Annotated in this window: 15 protein-coding genes; 6 read left to right on the top strand and 9 right to left on the bottom strand. The window is 40.3% G+C overall.

Features of this window, described 5'->3' with window-relative positions:
* Positions 1–10: 10 nt before the first annotated feature.
* The 3 genes from BP74_RS14980 to mraZ form a co-directional block, all read right to left on the bottom strand.
* Positions 11–337: an FtsL-like putative cell division protein gene (locus tag BP74_RS14980; RefSeq protein ID WP_496375166.1), complete on the bottom strand. Its 327-nt coding sequence runs from the start codon at positions 335–337 to the stop codon at positions 11–13.
* A gap of 89 nt (positions 338–426) precedes the next feature.
* Positions 427–1332, bottom strand: coding sequence for a 16S rRNA (cytosine(1402)-N(4))-methyltransferase RsmH (gene rsmH, locus BP74_RS14975; RefSeq protein ID WP_496375165.1), 906 nt, complete (start codon positions 1330–1332; stop codon positions 427–429).
* Positions 1333–1367: 35 nt separating this feature from the next.
* The gene (gene mraZ / locus BP74_RS14970) at positions 1368–1838 is read right to left on the bottom strand and encodes a division/cell wall cluster transcriptional repressor MraZ (RefSeq protein WP_496375164.1); all 471 of its coding nucleotides are present in this window, start codon (positions 1836–1838) and stop codon (positions 1368–1370) included.
* Between the two features lie 253 nt (positions 1839–2091).
* On the opposite strand from mraZ, the gene BP74_RS14965 reads away from it, so the two are divergent.
* Positions 2092–3309: an S-adenosylmethionine:tRNA ribosyltransferase-isomerase gene (locus tag BP74_RS14965; protein ID WP_496375163.1), complete on the top strand. Its 1218-nt coding sequence runs from the start codon at positions 2092–2094 to the stop codon at positions 3307–3309.
* A 59-nt stretch (positions 3310–3368) separates the two neighbouring features.
* On the opposite strand, the gene BP74_RS14960 is transcribed toward BP74_RS14965, so the two are convergent.
* The gene (locus BP74_RS14960) at positions 3369–4706 is read right to left on the bottom strand and encodes a sensor histidine kinase (RefSeq protein ID WP_496375162.1); all 1338 of its coding nucleotides are present in this window, start codon (positions 4704–4706) and stop codon (positions 3369–3371) included.
* A gap of 107 nt (positions 4707–4813) precedes the next feature.
* On the opposite strand from BP74_RS14960, the gene BP74_RS14955 reads away from it, so the two are divergent.
* Positions 4814–5365: a YqgE/AlgH family protein gene (locus tag BP74_RS14955; RefSeq protein ID WP_496375161.1), complete on the top strand. Its 552-nt coding sequence runs from the start codon at positions 4814–4816 to the stop codon at positions 5363–5365.
* 64 nt (positions 5366–5429) lie between these two features.
* Positions 5430–5864 (top strand): RDD family protein, encoded by a 435-nt coding sequence (locus tag BP74_RS14950; protein WP_496375160.1) that lies wholly within the window; start codon positions 5430–5432, stop codon positions 5862–5864.
* Between the two features lie 49 nt (positions 5865–5913).
* On the opposite strand, the gene BP74_RS14945 is transcribed toward BP74_RS14950, so the two are convergent.
* The 4 genes from BP74_RS14945 to atpD all read right to left on the bottom strand — a co-directional run bounded on the left by BP74_RS14945 (position 5914) and on the right by atpD (position 11219).
* On the bottom strand, positions 5914–8079 hold the full coding sequence (locus tag BP74_RS14945; protein ID WP_496375159.1) for an amylo-alpha-1,6-glucosidase: 2166 nt from the start codon (positions 8077–8079) through the stop codon (positions 5914–5916).
* A gap of 10 nt (positions 8080–8089) precedes the next feature.
* A complete protein-coding gene (locus BP74_RS14940; RefSeq protein ID WP_496375158.1) occupies positions 8090–9169 on the bottom strand; it encodes a glycosyltransferase family 4 protein in 1080 nt (359 codons plus the stop codon).
* 147 nt (positions 9170–9316) lie between these two features.
* The gene (gene atpC, locus BP74_RS14935; protein ID WP_496375157.1) at positions 9317–9574 is read right to left on the bottom strand and encodes an ATP synthase F1 subunit epsilon; all 258 of its coding nucleotides are present in this window, start codon (positions 9572–9574) and stop codon (positions 9317–9319) included.
* Between the two features lie 145 nt (positions 9575–9719).
* Positions 9720–11219, bottom strand: coding sequence for a F0F1 ATP synthase subunit beta (gene atpD / locus BP74_RS14930; RefSeq protein ID WP_496375156.1), 1500 nt, complete (start codon positions 11217–11219; stop codon positions 9720–9722).
* Positions 11220–11918: 699 nt separating this feature from the next.
* On the opposite strand from atpD, the gene BP74_RS14925 reads away from it, so the two are divergent.
* On the top strand, positions 11919–12521 hold the full coding sequence (locus BP74_RS14925) for a hypothetical protein (RefSeq protein WP_496375155.1): 603 nt from the start codon (positions 11919–11921) through the stop codon (positions 12519–12521).
* 177 nt (positions 12522–12698) lie between these two features.
* Here BP74_RS14925 and BP74_RS14920 read toward each other — a convergent pair whose 3' ends face one another.
* Positions 12699–12956 (bottom strand): hypothetical protein, encoded by a 258-nt coding sequence (locus BP74_RS14920; protein ID WP_496375154.1) that lies wholly within the window; start codon positions 12954–12956, stop codon positions 12699–12701.
* Positions 12957–13171: 215 nt separating this feature from the next.
* On the opposite strand from BP74_RS14920, the gene BP74_RS14915 reads away from it, so the two are divergent.
* Together BP74_RS14915 and BP74_RS14910 are read left to right on the top strand one after the other, a co-directional pair.
* Positions 13172–14824, top strand: coding sequence for a L,D-transpeptidase family protein (locus BP74_RS14915; RefSeq protein WP_496375153.1), 1653 nt, complete (start codon positions 13172–13174; stop codon positions 14822–14824).
* A 78-nt stretch (positions 14825–14902) separates the two neighbouring features.
* Complete coding sequence (locus BP74_RS14910; RefSeq protein ID WP_496375152.1) at positions 14903–16525, top strand: L,D-transpeptidase family protein; 1623 nt, start codon at positions 14903–14905, stop codon at positions 16523–16525.
* Positions 16526–16544 lie beyond the last annotated feature (19 nt).

Raw genomic sequence — 16544 nt, 5'->3', positions numbered from 1 at the left:
TGGTTTTTAATTAATTAGTGCTATCAATCAATATCATTGGTTCTGTGGTAAGTTCCTTTAATCCTAAAGGCTTAACCGCTTCTATCAACTCACTTTGCTTACTCCTGAACAAAACATCTCCTTTAACAGATTTGTATTCGTATTGGAGCTCTTTCAATTCTTTGCTTGTTTTATTGATCTCCCTGATGGTCTTATCTGCATAATGCCCGTTATAGATATAAACCACCGCCAACAGGGCAAGGAAAACAAAAAAAGGAACCTGCTTTACAATGGATTGATAATTCAACCATTTTTTCCAGCGGTACTTTTTTTCACTTCCTTTTTTGAGCTCTGGCATCAGTTACTTTTTTTGATCATCAAATGACCATTCGATATTTATTAACCTGGGCGGCCATCATTCCCCGCCCTTTATTATTCTTTTTCTATTCAAACCCTTTCCGCCACTCTTAGTTTAGCACTCCTCGACCTCGGGTTCCTTTTCAATTCTTCCTGTGAAGCCACAATTGGTTTTTTATTCACCTGCTTCAGCGTAACTTCCTTTTCACTCATGGTAAAAGGATTTTCTTCCGGAAGCTCAAAACTGTTATCCCTGAAATAGATCTTCACCAACCTGTCCTCAATAGAGTGAAAAGTGATGATCACTGCTCTTCCTCCTGGTTTTAATACTTCAGGCAATTGAACGAGTAATTCCTTAAGTGCCCCCATTTCATCATTCACTTCTATGCGCAGCGCCTGGAAAACCTGCGCAAAATATTTGTTCGGATTTCCCTTTACTATAGCGCTTACCCCAGCCTTGAATCCATTGATACTTTTCAGAGATGTTGTCTTTCTCACCTCAGCAATGGTCCTTGCCAATGTTTTAGCATTGGTTACTTCGCCATATTGCTCAAATAACTTGTGTAATTGTTGCTCACTGTATTCATTCACTACATCATAAGCTGTTTTTGCCTGCCGCTGATCCATCCGCATATCCATCGGCGCATCAAAACGGGTTGAAAAACCCCTTTCTCCCTGATCAAACTGGTGGCTACTTACTCCAAGGTCTGCCAAAACTCCATCAACCTTTTCTATCCCATTAAGCTTTAGAAATCGATGTAAATGCCGAAAGTTGTGTGGAACGAACAGTACCCGGTCATCGTCCGGGAGATTCTGTTTGGCATCGGCATCCTGGTCAAAGGCCACCAACCTGCCATTTTCCCCTAATTTTTCCAAAATCAGCCGGGAATGTCCGCCACCTCCAAATGTGCAATCGACATAAATTCCTGCGGGCTTAATGTTGAGGCTTTCAATCACCTCAACAGGCAAAACAGGGATATGGTAAGATTCATTCATAGCAAACAGGAAAGTTTTACTGGTAACATATATTGCTATATCCCCTGTTCTTTATCTGTTTTCTTTACCATTACCTGCTTTGCCAATGAACTAAAGTCACTTGGCGAATAGGATTCAAAGAACTTATTATAGTTTTCCGTGGACCAGATCTCAATTTTATCGACCGCAGATGCCAGCACTATATCTTTGGACAATTCGGCATATTCTTTCAGGTTAGGAGGCATTAAAAGCCTTCCGGCTGAATCAAGCTCAACTTCAATAGCACCATTCAGAAAGAATCTTCTGAATTTTCTCACATCAGGATCAAAATCATCTAAACTGCTAATTCTGGCGAAAAGAGGTTCCCAGCTTTGTATAGGATACAGGCTCAGGCATTTCTCGATTCCCCTGTTGATAACAAAACGTGTATTTTCGCCTTCCGGCAGTTGCTTCTTTAAGCCTGCAGGTAGGAGAAAGCGACCTTTTGCGTCCAGAGTAGCTTCGAATTCACCTAGGAAACCTGTCATTTTCAATGGTTTGGAGGAATGGGGCTCTTTTAACACAAAATAACACTTTTTCCCACTTTGCAATAGCATTTTTCGATTGTTTAATTTTTCCACATGTTCAAACCTTATAAAAGCCAGATGGAATAAGGGTTTCAGCCTGTGGAAATTAATTTTAGCAAAAACAGTGTGGATGGACTGTGGAAAACCCTGAATTAAAGTGCATAACCCGGTGCATATCTTATGATTCCAGATGTTAATACCTAAGGAACAGACTATGAAAATTTCACCTGATTCAATCCTGATCAGTAACTATACTTATGAGCTCCCTTCGGAGAGAATTGCAGAGTTCCCTTTGCCTCAACGCGACCAATCAAAACTTCTGATCTATAAAAATGGAAGTATTATAGATTCTGTTTTTAACCAGCTTCCTAACTTTCTCGAACCGGGCTCCACATTAATACTCAACAATACCCGGGTTATTGAAGCCCGGCTGTTATTTCAAAAAGAAACTGGCGCTATTATCGAAATATTTTGCCTGGAGCCATTTGAACAATCTATTGAACAGGCCATGCAAGAGCATGAAAAAAGTATTTGGAAATGCCTTATAGGTGGGGCATCCAAATGGAAACACGGACAGGTACTTTCCAAAACCTTTGGCGAACATGGAAATCAAACTTTAACTGCCCGGTACATAGAGAAAAAAGAGGATTATTTTTTAATTGAATTCAGCTGGAATAACGAATCATCTTTTGTTGAGGTACTTCATGCAACCGGAGCCATACCTCTCCCACCATATATTAAAAGAAAAGCTGAGCAAATGGATTGGGAACGGTATCAAACAGTTTTTAGCAAAGAGGAAGGATCTGTAGCAGCCCCAACAGCGGCGTTGCATTTTACTCAAAACACCTTTCAGCAACTGGCAGAAAAAAATGTTGCATATGACTATGTTACTTTGCATGTAGGCGCAGGTACTTTTAAGCCTGTTAAATCTGAAACTATTGCTGGTCATATAATGCATGCTGAACCATTCAGTGTCAAAAAACAAGTCATACAAAAACTTGTCAATTCCAGCCGGATTATTGCTACAGGAACCACATCATTAAGAACCCTGGAAAGCTTGTACTGGCTAAGTTTGAAATTAAAATTATCATCATCTTCAGTGCTGAAACTGGATCAATGGGAAGCTTATGCTATTGAAGAGCAATTGCCCAATATTTCAGCCAAAGAAAGTTTTGAATTTTTACTGGAATGGATGGATGAGAAAGGCTTAAATGAACTGCATTGCCAGACAAGTCTCATCATCATTCCAGGTTACCAATTCAGGGTGGCTCATGGCCTGATTACTAATTTTCATCAGCCTCAGTCTACATTACTTTTATTAATCGCAGCTTTTATTGGAGATAATTGGAAAAAAGTATATAGCCATGCACTTGAAAACAATTACCGGTTTTTGAGTTATGGCGACAGTAGTTTGCTATGGAGAAACAATTAAGACTGTTATTGCAAAGACTTAAATCTGAAATATGCTTTAAATACGATTATTAACTCCTTTTATGATTGTTTCAATGGCAGTTCTATTGTAAAACAACTTCCTTTTCCTGGAGTGCTGTCTGCTTTTATAGTTCCTTCATGGCCTTCAACAACGGTTTTAACATAGCTTAGGCCTAGCCCAAAGCCTTTCACGTTGTGAATATTACCTGTATGAGCACGGTAGAATTTCTCAAAGATCCTTTTAACAGTTTCCCTTGTCATCCCTATACCGTTGTCCTCGATCTTGATTATGAATTTTTTGTGGTTTGAAGTAGTAGATATACAGATCCTGGGAGGTACATTTTCCTTGGAGTATTTTACTGCATTATCCATCAGGTTATTTATGAGGTTGGACATATGCACTTCGTCACCTTCTATGAGATCGTTTGGTGCATCGAGATTTATTTCAAGAGTTCCCTGTTTTTCCTGCAAACGCAACATGAAATTATCCGCAACATCTCTTATGATCGTATGAATATGCAAGGGCTTTACATTCAGTTGCACTTCCTGCCTATCCATCAATGCTGATTTCAAAATAGTTTCCACCTGCCGGTTCATGCGTTGATTCTCTTCCTTTATGATCTCGCTGAAATAGGATAATTTTTGAGTATCTCTTTGCACTTTCTCATTCCTGATAGCATCTACAGCCAGTGATATGGTGGCAATGGGCGTCTTGAATTCATGTGTCATATTGTTTATGAAATCATTCTTGATCTCACTCACCTTTTTCTGGCGCAGCATGGTATGAATTGTCAGGTAGAAGGCAGCACAAATTACAAGTGTAAATAATATAGCTATGATAATAGGAAGCCTCAAACTTTTATACACTATATCAGTTACGTTAGGAACTACGATAATGATCCATTCATCGGCAGCAAGGTTCTCAGCAGCTGAAGCACTAAGAGGAACTACAGGAAATACTTTTGGATAGTAATTGGCAGAATCCTCGTACCAGTTTGTGAAATTATTTGACTGTCGTTCTATCTGTCCAATTGCATCATTTTTCAAAGTCACCAATGCAAACTCGAAAGGAATATTTTCTATCTTCTGAGCCACAAACGTGGAACGAATCTTTTCATATAATTCCTGCGTGGTCAGTCTCTGGCTAACGTTATAACTCCTTGGAAAATCCAGGGAAAAATTATTTAAATCCGGAAAGGGTTTAGAATTATTGGGTAAGGGTGCTGATTTATATTGGGCCAGGTCTTCTCCTACCTGTTTGGCAATTTCTTCCACTTTTTGTTCTACCTGGTCCTTTCGCAGAGCCACCATATTATTCAGCCAGGACAACTGAATAAATATGATCCCTAATAAAGAGACCGTTATTAAAACTAATATGATAGGAAATATTCTTTTCACTGACAGCAAGATGGTGAAAAATTCGTGATTGCAAAAATATTGATGTGCTCCTCATTCCCGGTGGCATAAGATTGTTATGTATTATATTTAACACATATTGTCAGCCTATGGTACAGCCAGCAACAGGAGTATTATTAATTGCCGACCCTTTTCTTAAAGATCCCAACTTCATGCGCACTGTTGTTTTTTTGACAGAACACCGTGAAGATGGTACCATTGGATTTGTTTTAAACCGCCAGTATGAAAATACTCTGGATGAACTCATACCCGAAGTGGAAGGTCATAAGCTTCCTGTTTATTATGGCGGCCCGGTACAGATGAATACCATACATTTTCTTCATCGTTACCCTGAGGAAATTCCAGGAGGCGTGGAAGTGATGAAGGGCATTTTCTGGGGTGGTGATTTTGATGCTGTTGTTGATCTGATCAATAGTGGTAAAGCAGATCCTGAAAAGATCCGTTTTTACATAGGCTATTCTGGCTGGAGCTCAGGCCAGTTGGAAACGGAAATGAATGAAAAGACCTGGCTTACTGTAGAAGCGGTGCGAACCCTTGTCTTCCATTCCAATGCAGAAGAGATCTGGAAAGATTCTTTAAAACACCTGGGTGGTGAATACGAAATGATGATCAACTTCCCAATAGATCCCCAACTGAATTAATTATATTATAATTTTACTTTTCGGTTCAAAAAAGAATTCTTTTCTTGGGAAAAATTTATTGATAATGGATTACCAAAACTATTCTTCTCCCCCTCCTTCATCCGACCTGTTCCCTCAGCAAACTATTGTTTATGGAGCATTCTGGGAACGGTTTGCCGCAGCTCTTCTTGATGGATTTATCCTGATCATTCCAACATATGTTTTACAATCTATAATGGGAAACATGTCAGGAAGTGTGGTGAGTATCCTCGTCAACTGGTTATATAGTGCACTCCTTGAATCGGGCGAAAACCAGGCTACCATTGGCAAACGAGCTTTGGGACTTAAAGTAACAGATATGAATGGCCATCGTATCAGCTTTGCCAATGCAAGTGGCCGGTTTTTCGGTAAGTATGTGTCAATGATTATTTTATTTATCGGTTACCTGATGATGTTATGGGATGATAAGAAACAAACACTGCACGATAAAATGGCCGGAACGCTGGTAGTTAAATCATAAATTAACAATAGACTATAAAAAATAAAGCCCATAAAAATGGGCTTTTGCATTATTTCTTAATGATCACCTCCCACCCCGGTGGTTTTTGAATCACATTGAAACCAATATCAAATTGATGGCGATATGCATCAAAACTTAATTCACTCTCACCAACCTTAAGTTTAGAAACATGGATCTTTTCCAGGTAAGCCGGTAGTTCAGGCTTATTAAATACAATCGTTTTTGTACGCGCATTGATACTGATCTTCAAACAGGATTGTAATAGCATAAACAAAACAGTAACAGACCATGCCTGTGGCGAGCAGGCTACCGGGTATGCCGTTGGACCTTCATTGGCCTTTCTTACAAAACCACAATATAATTCCGGCAACCGTTGAAGATCGATGAACAAGGAAGCATCAAATAATGCATTCATGATGCGTAATGACTCATCGTGAAAGCCATACAATGAAAGTCCATAAGCAATCAACGCATTGTCATGGGGCCATATTGAGCCGTTATGGTAAGACATGGGATTATACCTTTTTTCCCCTTCTGCCAGTGTTCTGATCCCCCAGCCACTAAACATATTATCGTGCATCATTGTATCAGCCAGCATGCGGGCCTTATCTTCCTCTACAATACCTGTAAACAAGCATTGACCGGCATTGGAAGAAACAACCCTGCAAGGATTCTTGTTTCCATCAAGGGCTAGCACGTAACATCCCAATTCAGAATCCCAGAATTTTTCATTGAATTGTTTTTTGAGTTGCCTGGCTTCAGTGGAAAGCTTTTCAGACAATTCATTTTCATCAAAAATGCCAGCCAGTAAAGACCCATATTTCTTTGCAGCGTATACATACCCCTGCACTTCGCATAAGGCTATCGGAGGTTCACACAAGTCACCATTCTCGTACATTACAGAATCATGCGAATCTTTCCATCCCTGGTTGGTTAAGCCATTCTCGGATTTATGTATGTATTCCACAAATCCATCTTTGTCGATATCACCATATTCATCTATCCAGAATAAAGCCATTTTGATATTCGGCCAAATCTCCACTATTGTTTCCCTGTCATGTGTTCTTTCATAATACATACCTGCCAGCATCACGAACAATGGTGTTGCATCGATTGTTCCATAATACTTTCCAAAAGGCACTTCACCCGTATTCGCCATTTCTCCTGAACGCGTCTCATGCAATATCTTGCCCGGTTCTGCATCTTTTTCAGGGTTCACTTCCCTGGCTTGCATCTGCGCCAGGAACAATAATACATTCTTGCTGATCTCCGGTGCCAGCCACAGAGTTTCCATGGCAGTAATGATTCCATCCCTGCCAAAGGCCGTATTATACCAGGGCACGCCTGCATAGGGGTACATCCCAAAGCGTGTTTGAGAAAGTAGTGACAACAGGTCAGCTTTTGACCGCGTCACCCAATGATTGAATTGCTCATTGGAAGTAACTATGTCTGCAAAAATGCGGTGAGCGGTTTGTTGCTCTTCACGTATGGCCTTTTTTACCTCCGTATATTTTATCGTTTCCAGCTCACTGTCACCCGCATTAAAAAATATGGAATAATGAATTTGCTGTACTTCCTGGGGTTCAAGATCAAGTGTAAACAGGCAAAAATTCCTTTTAATTTGATAACCGTTACCTTCAAACTTCACTTCTGCACGCCTGGTGATGTCATCCAAACCTGTGTACTCGAATATTATTTTCTCATTACCTGGAAGAAGTTCACATTTTGGTTGTTGTAACCTCCTTTCGATTCCCCGGATTTCAAACAGGTCTTTAAAATCACTTCCAAATTGCAAGGTCAGGTTCAAACCACATTTGGTAGGACCGTAATTGGCCAGTAAGATTTCTTCATAAAAAACACCATTCCTGATAAACTGGCTGCGAGAAATATGCACAGTATTTTCAGGCATATGGCAATCAGAAAAAGCCGGGTTGGTAAGATCAACCGAAAGCACCTGGTTGTTTTCTTTTATAGCCGAACTCAATAACAATGGTTTTTGACCATTGATACGCAATTCAAGCCTGTTCAAAAAACGTGTACCCTCATGATAAATCCCATGCAGCTTTCTTGCATGCGGGTGAATGTCACCCCATTGATCAAATATGCCAAACGTATCGAAATGATTCAATACGCGGGTACGGTCATCTACATAAATAATATCTCCACCTATATGAAATTTATCTTCCTCTGTTGCAACTGTCGTTTTTGGTAACATAGCTTCTGGTTTAAATAGCAGAAAGTTTTCTTTCGCTTATAGGATAAATTGATTTCACTTTTGTTCTTGGCTTCTCAGCAAGCTTTTTATAGATCTTTAAATAGTCATTGGCCATTCGTATTGAAGAAAACTTTTCTTCAAAAAACAGGCGGACTTCCTTTCTATCTATTTTGTGCAATTGATCTACAGCCTTAATTGCCTGTTTTTTAGTAGAAACAATAAAACCATTTTTACCGTCTTCAATGATCTCAGGAACCGAACCTCTTCTGAACGCAATTACAGGAGTTCCACATGCCATAGCTTCGATCAATACCATTCCAAAAGGCTCTTCCCAATTGATGGGAAATAGTAAGGCCATTGCATTACCCAGGAATTTTTCTTTTTGCTTTTCATTGATCTCCCCAATATATTCCACCAATGGATGCTCAAATAGCTCACGGATATTTTCTTCATAATATTCTACATCTGCTTTGTCAATTTTGGCTGCCACTTTCAATGGCAAGCCTGCCGAAGTAGCTATGGCTATAGCATTTTCCAAACCTTTCTCTGGTGAAACCCTCCCTAAAAAAGCCAGGTAACCACCTTTTCCTTTTCCAGCCTTGAATAGATTGCAGGGCAACCCATGGTGTACATTACCCACCCAGTTAGCCTGGGGTAAGGGCTTGCGCTGGCTGTTGGAAATTGAGATAACGGGCTGATGCCTGAACTTGTCATATAATGGCTGCAATTCCGCAATACTTAGTTTTCCATGAAGTGTAGTGACATGCGGCACTCCAAGATTTTTGGTAAAAGGAAAATTCAGGTAATCGGTATGAAAATGTATCAGGTCAAACTCATTAGCCCTGTCTAGAACTTCTTCTATCTGCAGGATATGTGGCGCTAATGAATCTTCACATTTTTTCAGTCGTAAGGCTTCTGGCACAGTGGGCCTTAACCTGGCACTTGTTTTTGAATCCCCTGACGCAAACAAGGTTACATCATGATCCAGGTGAACCAGTTCTTCAGTCAGGTAATGCACCACTCTTTCTGTTCCACCATATAATTTAGGTGGCACTGCTTCATATAATGGTGCAATCTGTGCAATCTTCATAATTATATCATTTCAGCACTAATTAATTGGCAATGAATATGCCATAGTACCTAAATGAAGAGCCTGCCAGCCTGCATTGAATGATGTATAAAAGAAAAAGCTCCCGTTAGAGGAGCTCTTCATAAAAATATAAAAGAAAGAAATTTGTTATTCGAGAATTGTTGCGCCTTCCACCAAAACCGTAACCTTATTATTTAATACTTCTACAAACCCACCCTGGATATCATAACTGGCGGTGTGATTTTGTTTATCACGCAATACTTTCAATCGTCCTGCTTTCAATGCACTAACCAATGGGGCATGCCTGTCCAGCACTTCAAAAGAACCGCTTATTCCTGGCATCTGCACACCATAGACCTCGCCACTAAATAATTTCCTGTCGGGGGTTAATATTTCTAAAGTCATGATCTGATTCTGGTTTCTTGTTTTTAGAAAATAGCTGCTTTTACTCAACCATTTCTTATTGCTTCAGGAATGTATTTATTATAGTGAAAATGCCATTGCATTTTACGCACAACTACAAACCACAAACTTCAAACTATAAACTTACTTATCCCTGCGCCTGCGCCATCAGTTTCTTACCTTTTTCAATGGCATCATCAATAGAACCAACAAGGTTAAAGGCTGCTTCAGGGTATTCATCCACTTCACCATCCATGATCATGTTGAAACCACGAATAGTTTCTTCAATTGGAACCAACACACCTTTCAAACCTGTGAAGGCTTCAGCTACGTGGAAAGGCTGTGATAAGAAACGCTGAACCTTCCTTGCACGGGCAACAGTTTGTTTATCTTCATCACTCAACTCATCCAAACCAAGGATCGCGATGATATCCTGCAGTTCTTTATAACGTTGTAAGATCAGTTTTACACGGTTAGCGCAATTGTAGTGCGCCTCACCTACCACTGATGGCATCAGGATACGAGAAGTAGAATCCAAAGGATCCACCGCTGGATAGATACCCAGGTCAGCGATCTTACGGGATAATACGGTAGTAGCATCCAGGTGGGCAAATGTTGTTGCCGGAGCCGGATCGGTAAGGTCATCCGCAGGTACATATACTGCCTGAACAGATGTAATAGAACCATTTTTAGTCGAGGTAATACGCTCCTGCATCAAGCCCATTTCAGTAGCCAGCGTTGGCTGGTAACCCACGGCTGAAGGCATACGACCTAATAAGGCTGATACCTCAGAACCTGCTTGTGTGAAACGGAAGATATTATCAACGAAGAAGAGGATATCACGGCCTTTACCCGTTCCATCACCATCACGATAATATTCTGCAATTGTCAATCCCGAAAGGGCAACACGGGCACGGGCTCCCGGCGGCTCATTCATTTGTCCAAAAACGAAGGTGGCTTTTGATTCAGCCAGTTCATCCATATTCACCTTGCTCAGGTCCCATCCACCTTCTTCCATGCTGTGTTTGAAAGCCTCGCCATAGTTCATGATACCTGCTTCGATCATTTCACGCATCAGGTCATTTCCTTCACGGGTTCTTTCACCCACACCGGCAAATACAGAAACCCCTGCATAAGCTTTAGCGATGTTATTGATAAGTTCCTGGATTAATACCGTTTTACCAACACCTGCACCACCAAACAAGCCGATCTTACCACCTTTGGAGTAAGGTTCGATCAGGTCAATTACCTTAATACCGGTAAATAATATTTCAGTGGCTGTTGAAAGATTTTCAAAAGCTGGTGGTTTTGCGTGGATCGGGCGGCCATTAACCTTTGAAACTGCAGGCAAACCATCAATAGGATCGCCAGTTACATTGAAAAGACGGCCTTTGATCTGGTCACTGGCAGGCATTTTAATAGCCGAACCTGTATCTACCACATCAACTCCACGGGTCAGGCCTTCAGTACCGTCCATGGCAATAGTACGTACACTATCTTCACCCAGGTGGTTTTGCACCTCGAGAACCAGCGTATCGCCATTGTCCCTTTTTATTTCCAATGCATTATAAATTTCAGGAAGGCTGCCATGGAACTGAACATCCACAACGGCGCCAATGATTTGTTTTACCTTACCAACTTTTGCCATATATAGCTTTTAAAAGAAGATTTTAAATTGAAAACTGGGTTAAAAAGAGGTGGTTTTCAATTTCGGCTGCAAAGGTAAGGGCACACCGTTAATCTGCCAATACAATATACAAGATATTAACCCCTGCAGACATGATTTTCCCAAGTTATTTACAATTAGGACGAATTGAGGAATGCTTTAATTAATCTCCATGACCCTGGAAACCCAGAATTGGATATTGTGCTTTATTCAAATTTCGCTACCTCACCCAACCTCTTGAGTTCTGTTAATAACATATTTTATTAATTATAATACCTGGCATCTCTTCAAACCATCTCAGCCTACCCTTCTCGCTGTCAACGCCCGATTAAACACCTACCTCCAGTATAGATACTGCGTGATCATCACGCATTAAGTATAGCATAGGTAGAGAGTTGATAGGCTTTTGCTATATGATAAAGTACAAGAAGAACCGCAGAACAATAGAACAAGGAATGTCGAAAGTTGAAGTAGTTAGGTTGGATATCCTTTATTTATAACCTTGTTTATCAGGGTGGCTGTTCCTTTTCAACTTGTTAACCTGTCAACTTTTCAACCTTCCTTTCCAGCGGCCAAAAGCGGACAAAACCGGTCAAATCGGCCAAAAACGGCCAAAACGGCCATGGTGGTTTTGAACTGCCGTGGTTTTTCAAAAACTTGCAGCTATAAAACCAATATTATATGGCTAAGCAAGTAGGTTATATCAAGGCAATAGGAACAGTGGATGATAACGTGAACTTTTATTATGACCCCGAATGGGGCTACCTGGTACGACTGCTGCCAGGAGTGGACTCCAGGCGCTACTGGAGTGATCCTGCCTTTGAAGGAAGCCGCAGAAGCGCTGAGAGGTTTGGGATGGGCAATATCATCTCTTCCATCATCTACCGCTTTGTACCGGTTAAAAGAAGGTACAGGCATTTGTTTAAACAGGTAAGGACCATAGCCATTGTCTGTTTAAAGCAGGGAATGGCTAAAGGAGAAGTATTTACTGCCCTGTACCATTTCCTGGAAGAGCAGAAGCGTATCTCCCTTACCCAGGATCAGTTTACCCTTTTGCTTTCTTCCTTTGAAGTGGAACTGGATCAAAGGCTCAAAGAACCAAAGCCCGAAAAGGTAAAGAAGCTAAAGAACAAGCTGGATATAAAAGTGGAAGCACCCTTTAGTGATGAAGACAAGGAGTTCATGGAGCTATACATGAATGACTATAACTGGAAGGTTAGGTTTGAAGGAGATTTTCCGCCGGATTATATGATACCATTGTTTTTGCTTAAGCATGCAGCGTAAGAAAGTTTGTAGTTTGTGGTTTGTGGTTTGTAGTTCTTTAGGTCAAACGGGACTATTCTATGTAGTCATACTTTAGGTCAATTAATGGTTTTAGGTTAGAAAGAGGAATTGGTAACAGTTATTATTTTAGGTGCGCAGCAATATATAAATGGTTAATTTTTAACTCTTTATCGCTCTCTATCCAATCTGGCTTTTGAGCGCATTTTCAATTGCAGCGCAGGGGATCATTATGGGTTTTTCTTCTATTGATATATGTAATTGTTGGCCTGATACACTATAAGTGCCACTGATATTACCAAAAACATTAATAGAAAAGTTGCCGTTTTCAGCTGTCCCGGCAAAACTGCCGCCTTGCTTTTCTACTGCCGACTTTGCCCGGATAAATACTTCATCTGGTGTTCCTGAAAACTCTATCGAAAAGTTGCATTTTGACATATATTCAATTTTAAGAATTTGCGTAATAAAATAATTATTGAATTCCCATAATAAGGATGAAAGTATAAGCTCAAATAAATGTGCCGAGCCTGGTTATTGAGTAAGATCAAGCCCTAAAATTCCCCATTTATTCATGCAAATTGATGCATTGATGGGTTCCTTACCCTTTATTGTTGAGTACATTTCAAGGCATGTGGTTTGTACAACTCAACAATATGAAGAGATTAATTTTATATGCCGCTATTCTTGGAAACCTCTTTGCCTCCTGCCAGAGCAATGGGAGAACACATGCTGATAATGACAATGATGAAGCAAAATCTGCTGGCCAGAAAAATGTAAGTAAAAGGGACCATAGCATTAATCCATCAAATTCGTACTCCAGCCTTTTTTTGGATAGCCTGGAAATGGAAAAGTTCTTTAAAGAAAAGAAGCTTAGTGATTCCGTGGAGCGCCGGGTTCGCAGTTTTTATAATGCACGCAACTATCAATTTGCCTGGTTCAGTAAAGATGGATTAACAGAACAAGCGCTTGGTTTTTGGAACCTTCATGACTATGTAACCACATATGACAACGACACCATATTACGCGATAAAGCGCTGCAAAAAAGAATGGATGCGCTTGTGGCAGAAGAAAATCTTTCAGTAAGTGCTACCAATAAATCTTTCATTAATACAGAACTGACACTTACCCAGCATTTCATAATGTATATGCTGAACAATTTTGATAAGGGCTATGTGAAACGCAAGGAAATGGAGCGGTTCATTCCTTATAAAAAAGTGGATATCATGCAGGTTGCAGATTCCCTGCTTAACAAAAAGCATAAGGACAATAAATATTTCGAGGATGTTAACGAACCCTATAAGCTATTAAAAGTAAAACTGGGCCAGTATTATAACATTGCCAAAGCAGGTGGATGGCCACAGATCACGGGTATTAAAAAAACATTGAAGAAAGGAGCTACTGATCCCGCCGTGGCGCTGGTTAAAAAACGTTTACAAATTACTGGTGATATGGTCGGGCATGATACAAGCAGGGTATTTAATGATACACTCGAAAATGCTGTCCGCATTTTTCAGGCACGCATGGGATATACACCAACCGGAACTGTATCGGCGGAACTGGTAAAGGATATGAATGTCCCCGTATTAAAACGTGTAGAACAAATACTGATGAATATGGGCCGTATGCGCTGGATGCCAACGACACCATCAGGCCAACTGATTGTGGTAAACATCCCTGAATTTGTTTTGCATGTGTATGAAGGAAACAAGAAAGCATTCGATATGAATGTTGTGGTAGGCAAAGAAGGACATAATACTATGATGTTCAGCGGTGACCTTAACCAGATCGTTTTTAGCCCTTACTGGAATGTTCCTCCCAGCATTGTAGAAAAAGAAATATTGCCAAAACTTGCCTCCAATCCCGATTACCTGGCCAGCCAGAATATGGAGCAAATAGGTACAGAAGACGGTTTGCCCAAGATCAGGCAACTACCGGGAGAAAAGAATTCTTTGGGAAGGGTGAAATTTCTTTTTCCCAACAGCTTCAATATCTATTTTCACGATACCCCAGCTAAAAGTTTGTTCGACAAGGATAAAAGAGCCTATAGTCATGGATGCATCCGATTATCAGATCCTGAAAAAATGGCGAATTACCTGCTTAAAGATAATTCGGAGTGGACACCTGAAAAGATCAACGAAGCAATGTACAGCGGTACAGAGAAGTTTGTTAAGCTAAAAAAGCCAGTACCGGTTGTTATTACTTACTATACAGCATGGGTAGATGATAATGGCCAGGTAAATTTCAGGGATGATATTTACTCCCATGATCAAAAGCTGGCAGATAAAATGTTTACGACAGCTTTATAATCTGAACCTGCCAGGTAATTGTAAATTTACATACAGGAACAGGAATGGTTTTCCAATCCCCGGTTCCTGTATGTATTTATGAAAGCTCCATTCACCAGGAGAATTTTCTTTTTCACATCCTTCTTTTTAGTTGGTTTAATTACGTTTTCAGCTTTCCTGTTATATTGTTCCGGGAGAAATGCACCTGCAACTTCAAAAGAAATCAGAAGGGATACAACCATCAATCCTTCAAATTCCTATTCAGACCTATTCTTTGACAGTACTGTTTTTGAGCAATTCCTGCTGAAGGCTAAATGGCATGATTCGCTGGAGAATGCATTACGTAATTTTTATAAAGGCAGGAATTATGAATATGCATGGATCAATTCTGAGGGGTTTAATGAACAGGCATACAATTTCCAAAATCTTTTGTCTGACTACATTAGCTATTCCGGCGACAGCACTGTTTATAATTCTTTGATCAATGAACTGCAGGATAGTACAGATAAAAAATGGGCAAGCTATTTAAAAAACGACAGCAACCGCTTTGCTATGGAAATGGCATTCAGCGCTTCATTTCTGCGTTATGCAAGACGGGCTTACCAGGGCAATATAAAGTTGCACCAGGATGATCTGAACTGGTTTATTCCCCGAAGACGTATAAATCCTGTTGCTATTCTTGATTCATTTGCCAATAATAAAGATGCCCAGTTTAGAGAACCAGTGAACAGGCAATATGCCTTATTGAAAGAAAAATTATTAAAATATTATCATAGGAAGCAAGATTCCAGTTTACCGATCATTCCCATACCAAAAAAAGAATACAGACCCGGTGATCAAAATCGCGCAGTGGTGGCTATCAAAAAACGGTTACACTATTCAGGTGATTATTCCGGCGATACCGGCAAAATCTATTCAAAGGGCTTGCAAAAAGCTATTGCGCAATTTCAGAAAAGACATGGGCTAAAAAATGATGGTATAGCTACCATCAAAACAGTGCAATATTTAAACATGCCTATGGAAACATGGATTAAGCAGATCCTGATCAATATGGAACGCATGCGATGGGTCCCGGCTCAACCAACAGGGGATTTTATTATCATTAACATCCCCCAGTTTTATCTTACAGTTTTTGAAGATGGCAATCCATCATTTGGAATGAATATAGTAGTTGGCACTACGCAAAACCGGACAGTGATCTTTACCGGCACAATGAAATATGTGGTGTTTGCGCCTTATTGGAACGTACCGCCCGGCATATTAAAAAAAGAGGTGCTGCCGGCAATGAAACGCAACAAAAACTACCTGGCAAATAATCATATGGAATGGTTCAATGGTGGTGTGCGACAATCCCCTGGCCCCTGGAATGCACTTGGGAAGGTAAAATTCATATTCCCCAACAGTTTTAATATTTACCTGCATGATACGCCTGCCAAATCCTTGTTTGAACAAAACACCAGGGCTTTTAGTCATGGCTGCATAAGGTTACATGAACCTTTAAAAATGGCCCAATGGGTGTTGCGTAACCAACCTCCCTGGACCCCTGAAAAAATTGATGAAGCTATGAACCGCACAGAGGAATTGTATGTGACAATAAAGAAACCAGTACCGGTTTTTGTTGGATATTTCACGGCCTGGGTGGATGAAAAGGGAGAGATCAACTTCAGGGATGATATATATGGTCATGATGAAAAAATGGCCCGCTACCTATTTACTAATTAAAAAAACAAAGCTTGCCTTT

The sequence above is a fragment of the Flavisolibacter ginsengiterrae DSM 18136 genome (assembly GCF_059568575.1).
Note: the sequence above shows the minus strand (reverse complement) of the source record. Positions and strands in the feature narration are given on the sequence as shown.

Coding starts and splice junctions, on each gene's coding strand:
- BP74_RS14915 (WP_496375153.1), top strand. CDS start 13,172: ATGAAGAGATTAATTTTATATGCCGCTATTCTTGGAAACCTCTTTGCC.
- BP74_RS14950 (WP_496375160.1), top strand. CDS start 5,430: ATGGATTACCAAAACTATTCTTCTCCCCCTCCTTCATCCGACCTGTTC.
- BP74_RS14945 (WP_496375159.1), bottom strand. CDS start 8,079: ATGTTACCAAAAACGACAGTTGCAACAGAGGAAGATAAATTTCATATA.
- BP74_RS14940 (WP_496375158.1), bottom strand. CDS start 9,169: ATGAAGATTGCACAGATTGCACCATTATATGAAGCAGTGCCACCTAAA.
- atpD (WP_496375156.1), bottom strand. CDS start 11,219: ATGGCAAAAGTTGGTAAGGTAAAACAAATCATTGGCGCCGTTGTGGAT.
- BP74_RS14925 (WP_496375155.1), top strand. CDS start 11,919: ATGGCTAAGCAAGTAGGTTATATCAAGGCAATAGGAACAGTGGATGAT.
- mraZ (WP_496375164.1), bottom strand. CDS start 1,838: ATGACAGGTTTCCTAGGTGAATTCGAAGCTACTCTGGACGCAAAAGGT.
- atpC (WP_496375157.1), bottom strand. CDS start 9,574: ATGACTTTAGAAATATTAACCCCCGACAGGAAATTATTTAGTGGCGAG.
- rsmH (WP_496375165.1), bottom strand. CDS start 1,332: ATGAATGAATCTTACCATATCCCTGTTTTGCCTGTTGAGGTGATTGAA.
- BP74_RS14920 (WP_496375154.1), bottom strand. CDS start 12,956: ATGTCAAAATGCAACTTTTCGATAGAGTTTTCAGGAACACCAGATGAA.
- BP74_RS14910 (WP_496375152.1), top strand. CDS start 14,903: ATGAAAGCTCCATTCACCAGGAGAATTTTCTTTTTCACATCCTTCTTT.
- BP74_RS14980 (WP_496375166.1), bottom strand. CDS start 337: ATGCCAGAGCTCAAAAAAGGAAGTGAAAAAAAGTACCGCTGGAAAAAA.
- BP74_RS14965 (WP_496375163.1), top strand. CDS start 2,092: ATGAAAATTTCACCTGATTCAATCCTGATCAGTAACTATACTTATGAG.
- BP74_RS14955 (WP_496375161.1), top strand. CDS start 4,814: ATGGTACAGCCAGCAACAGGAGTATTATTAATTGCCGACCCTTTTCTT.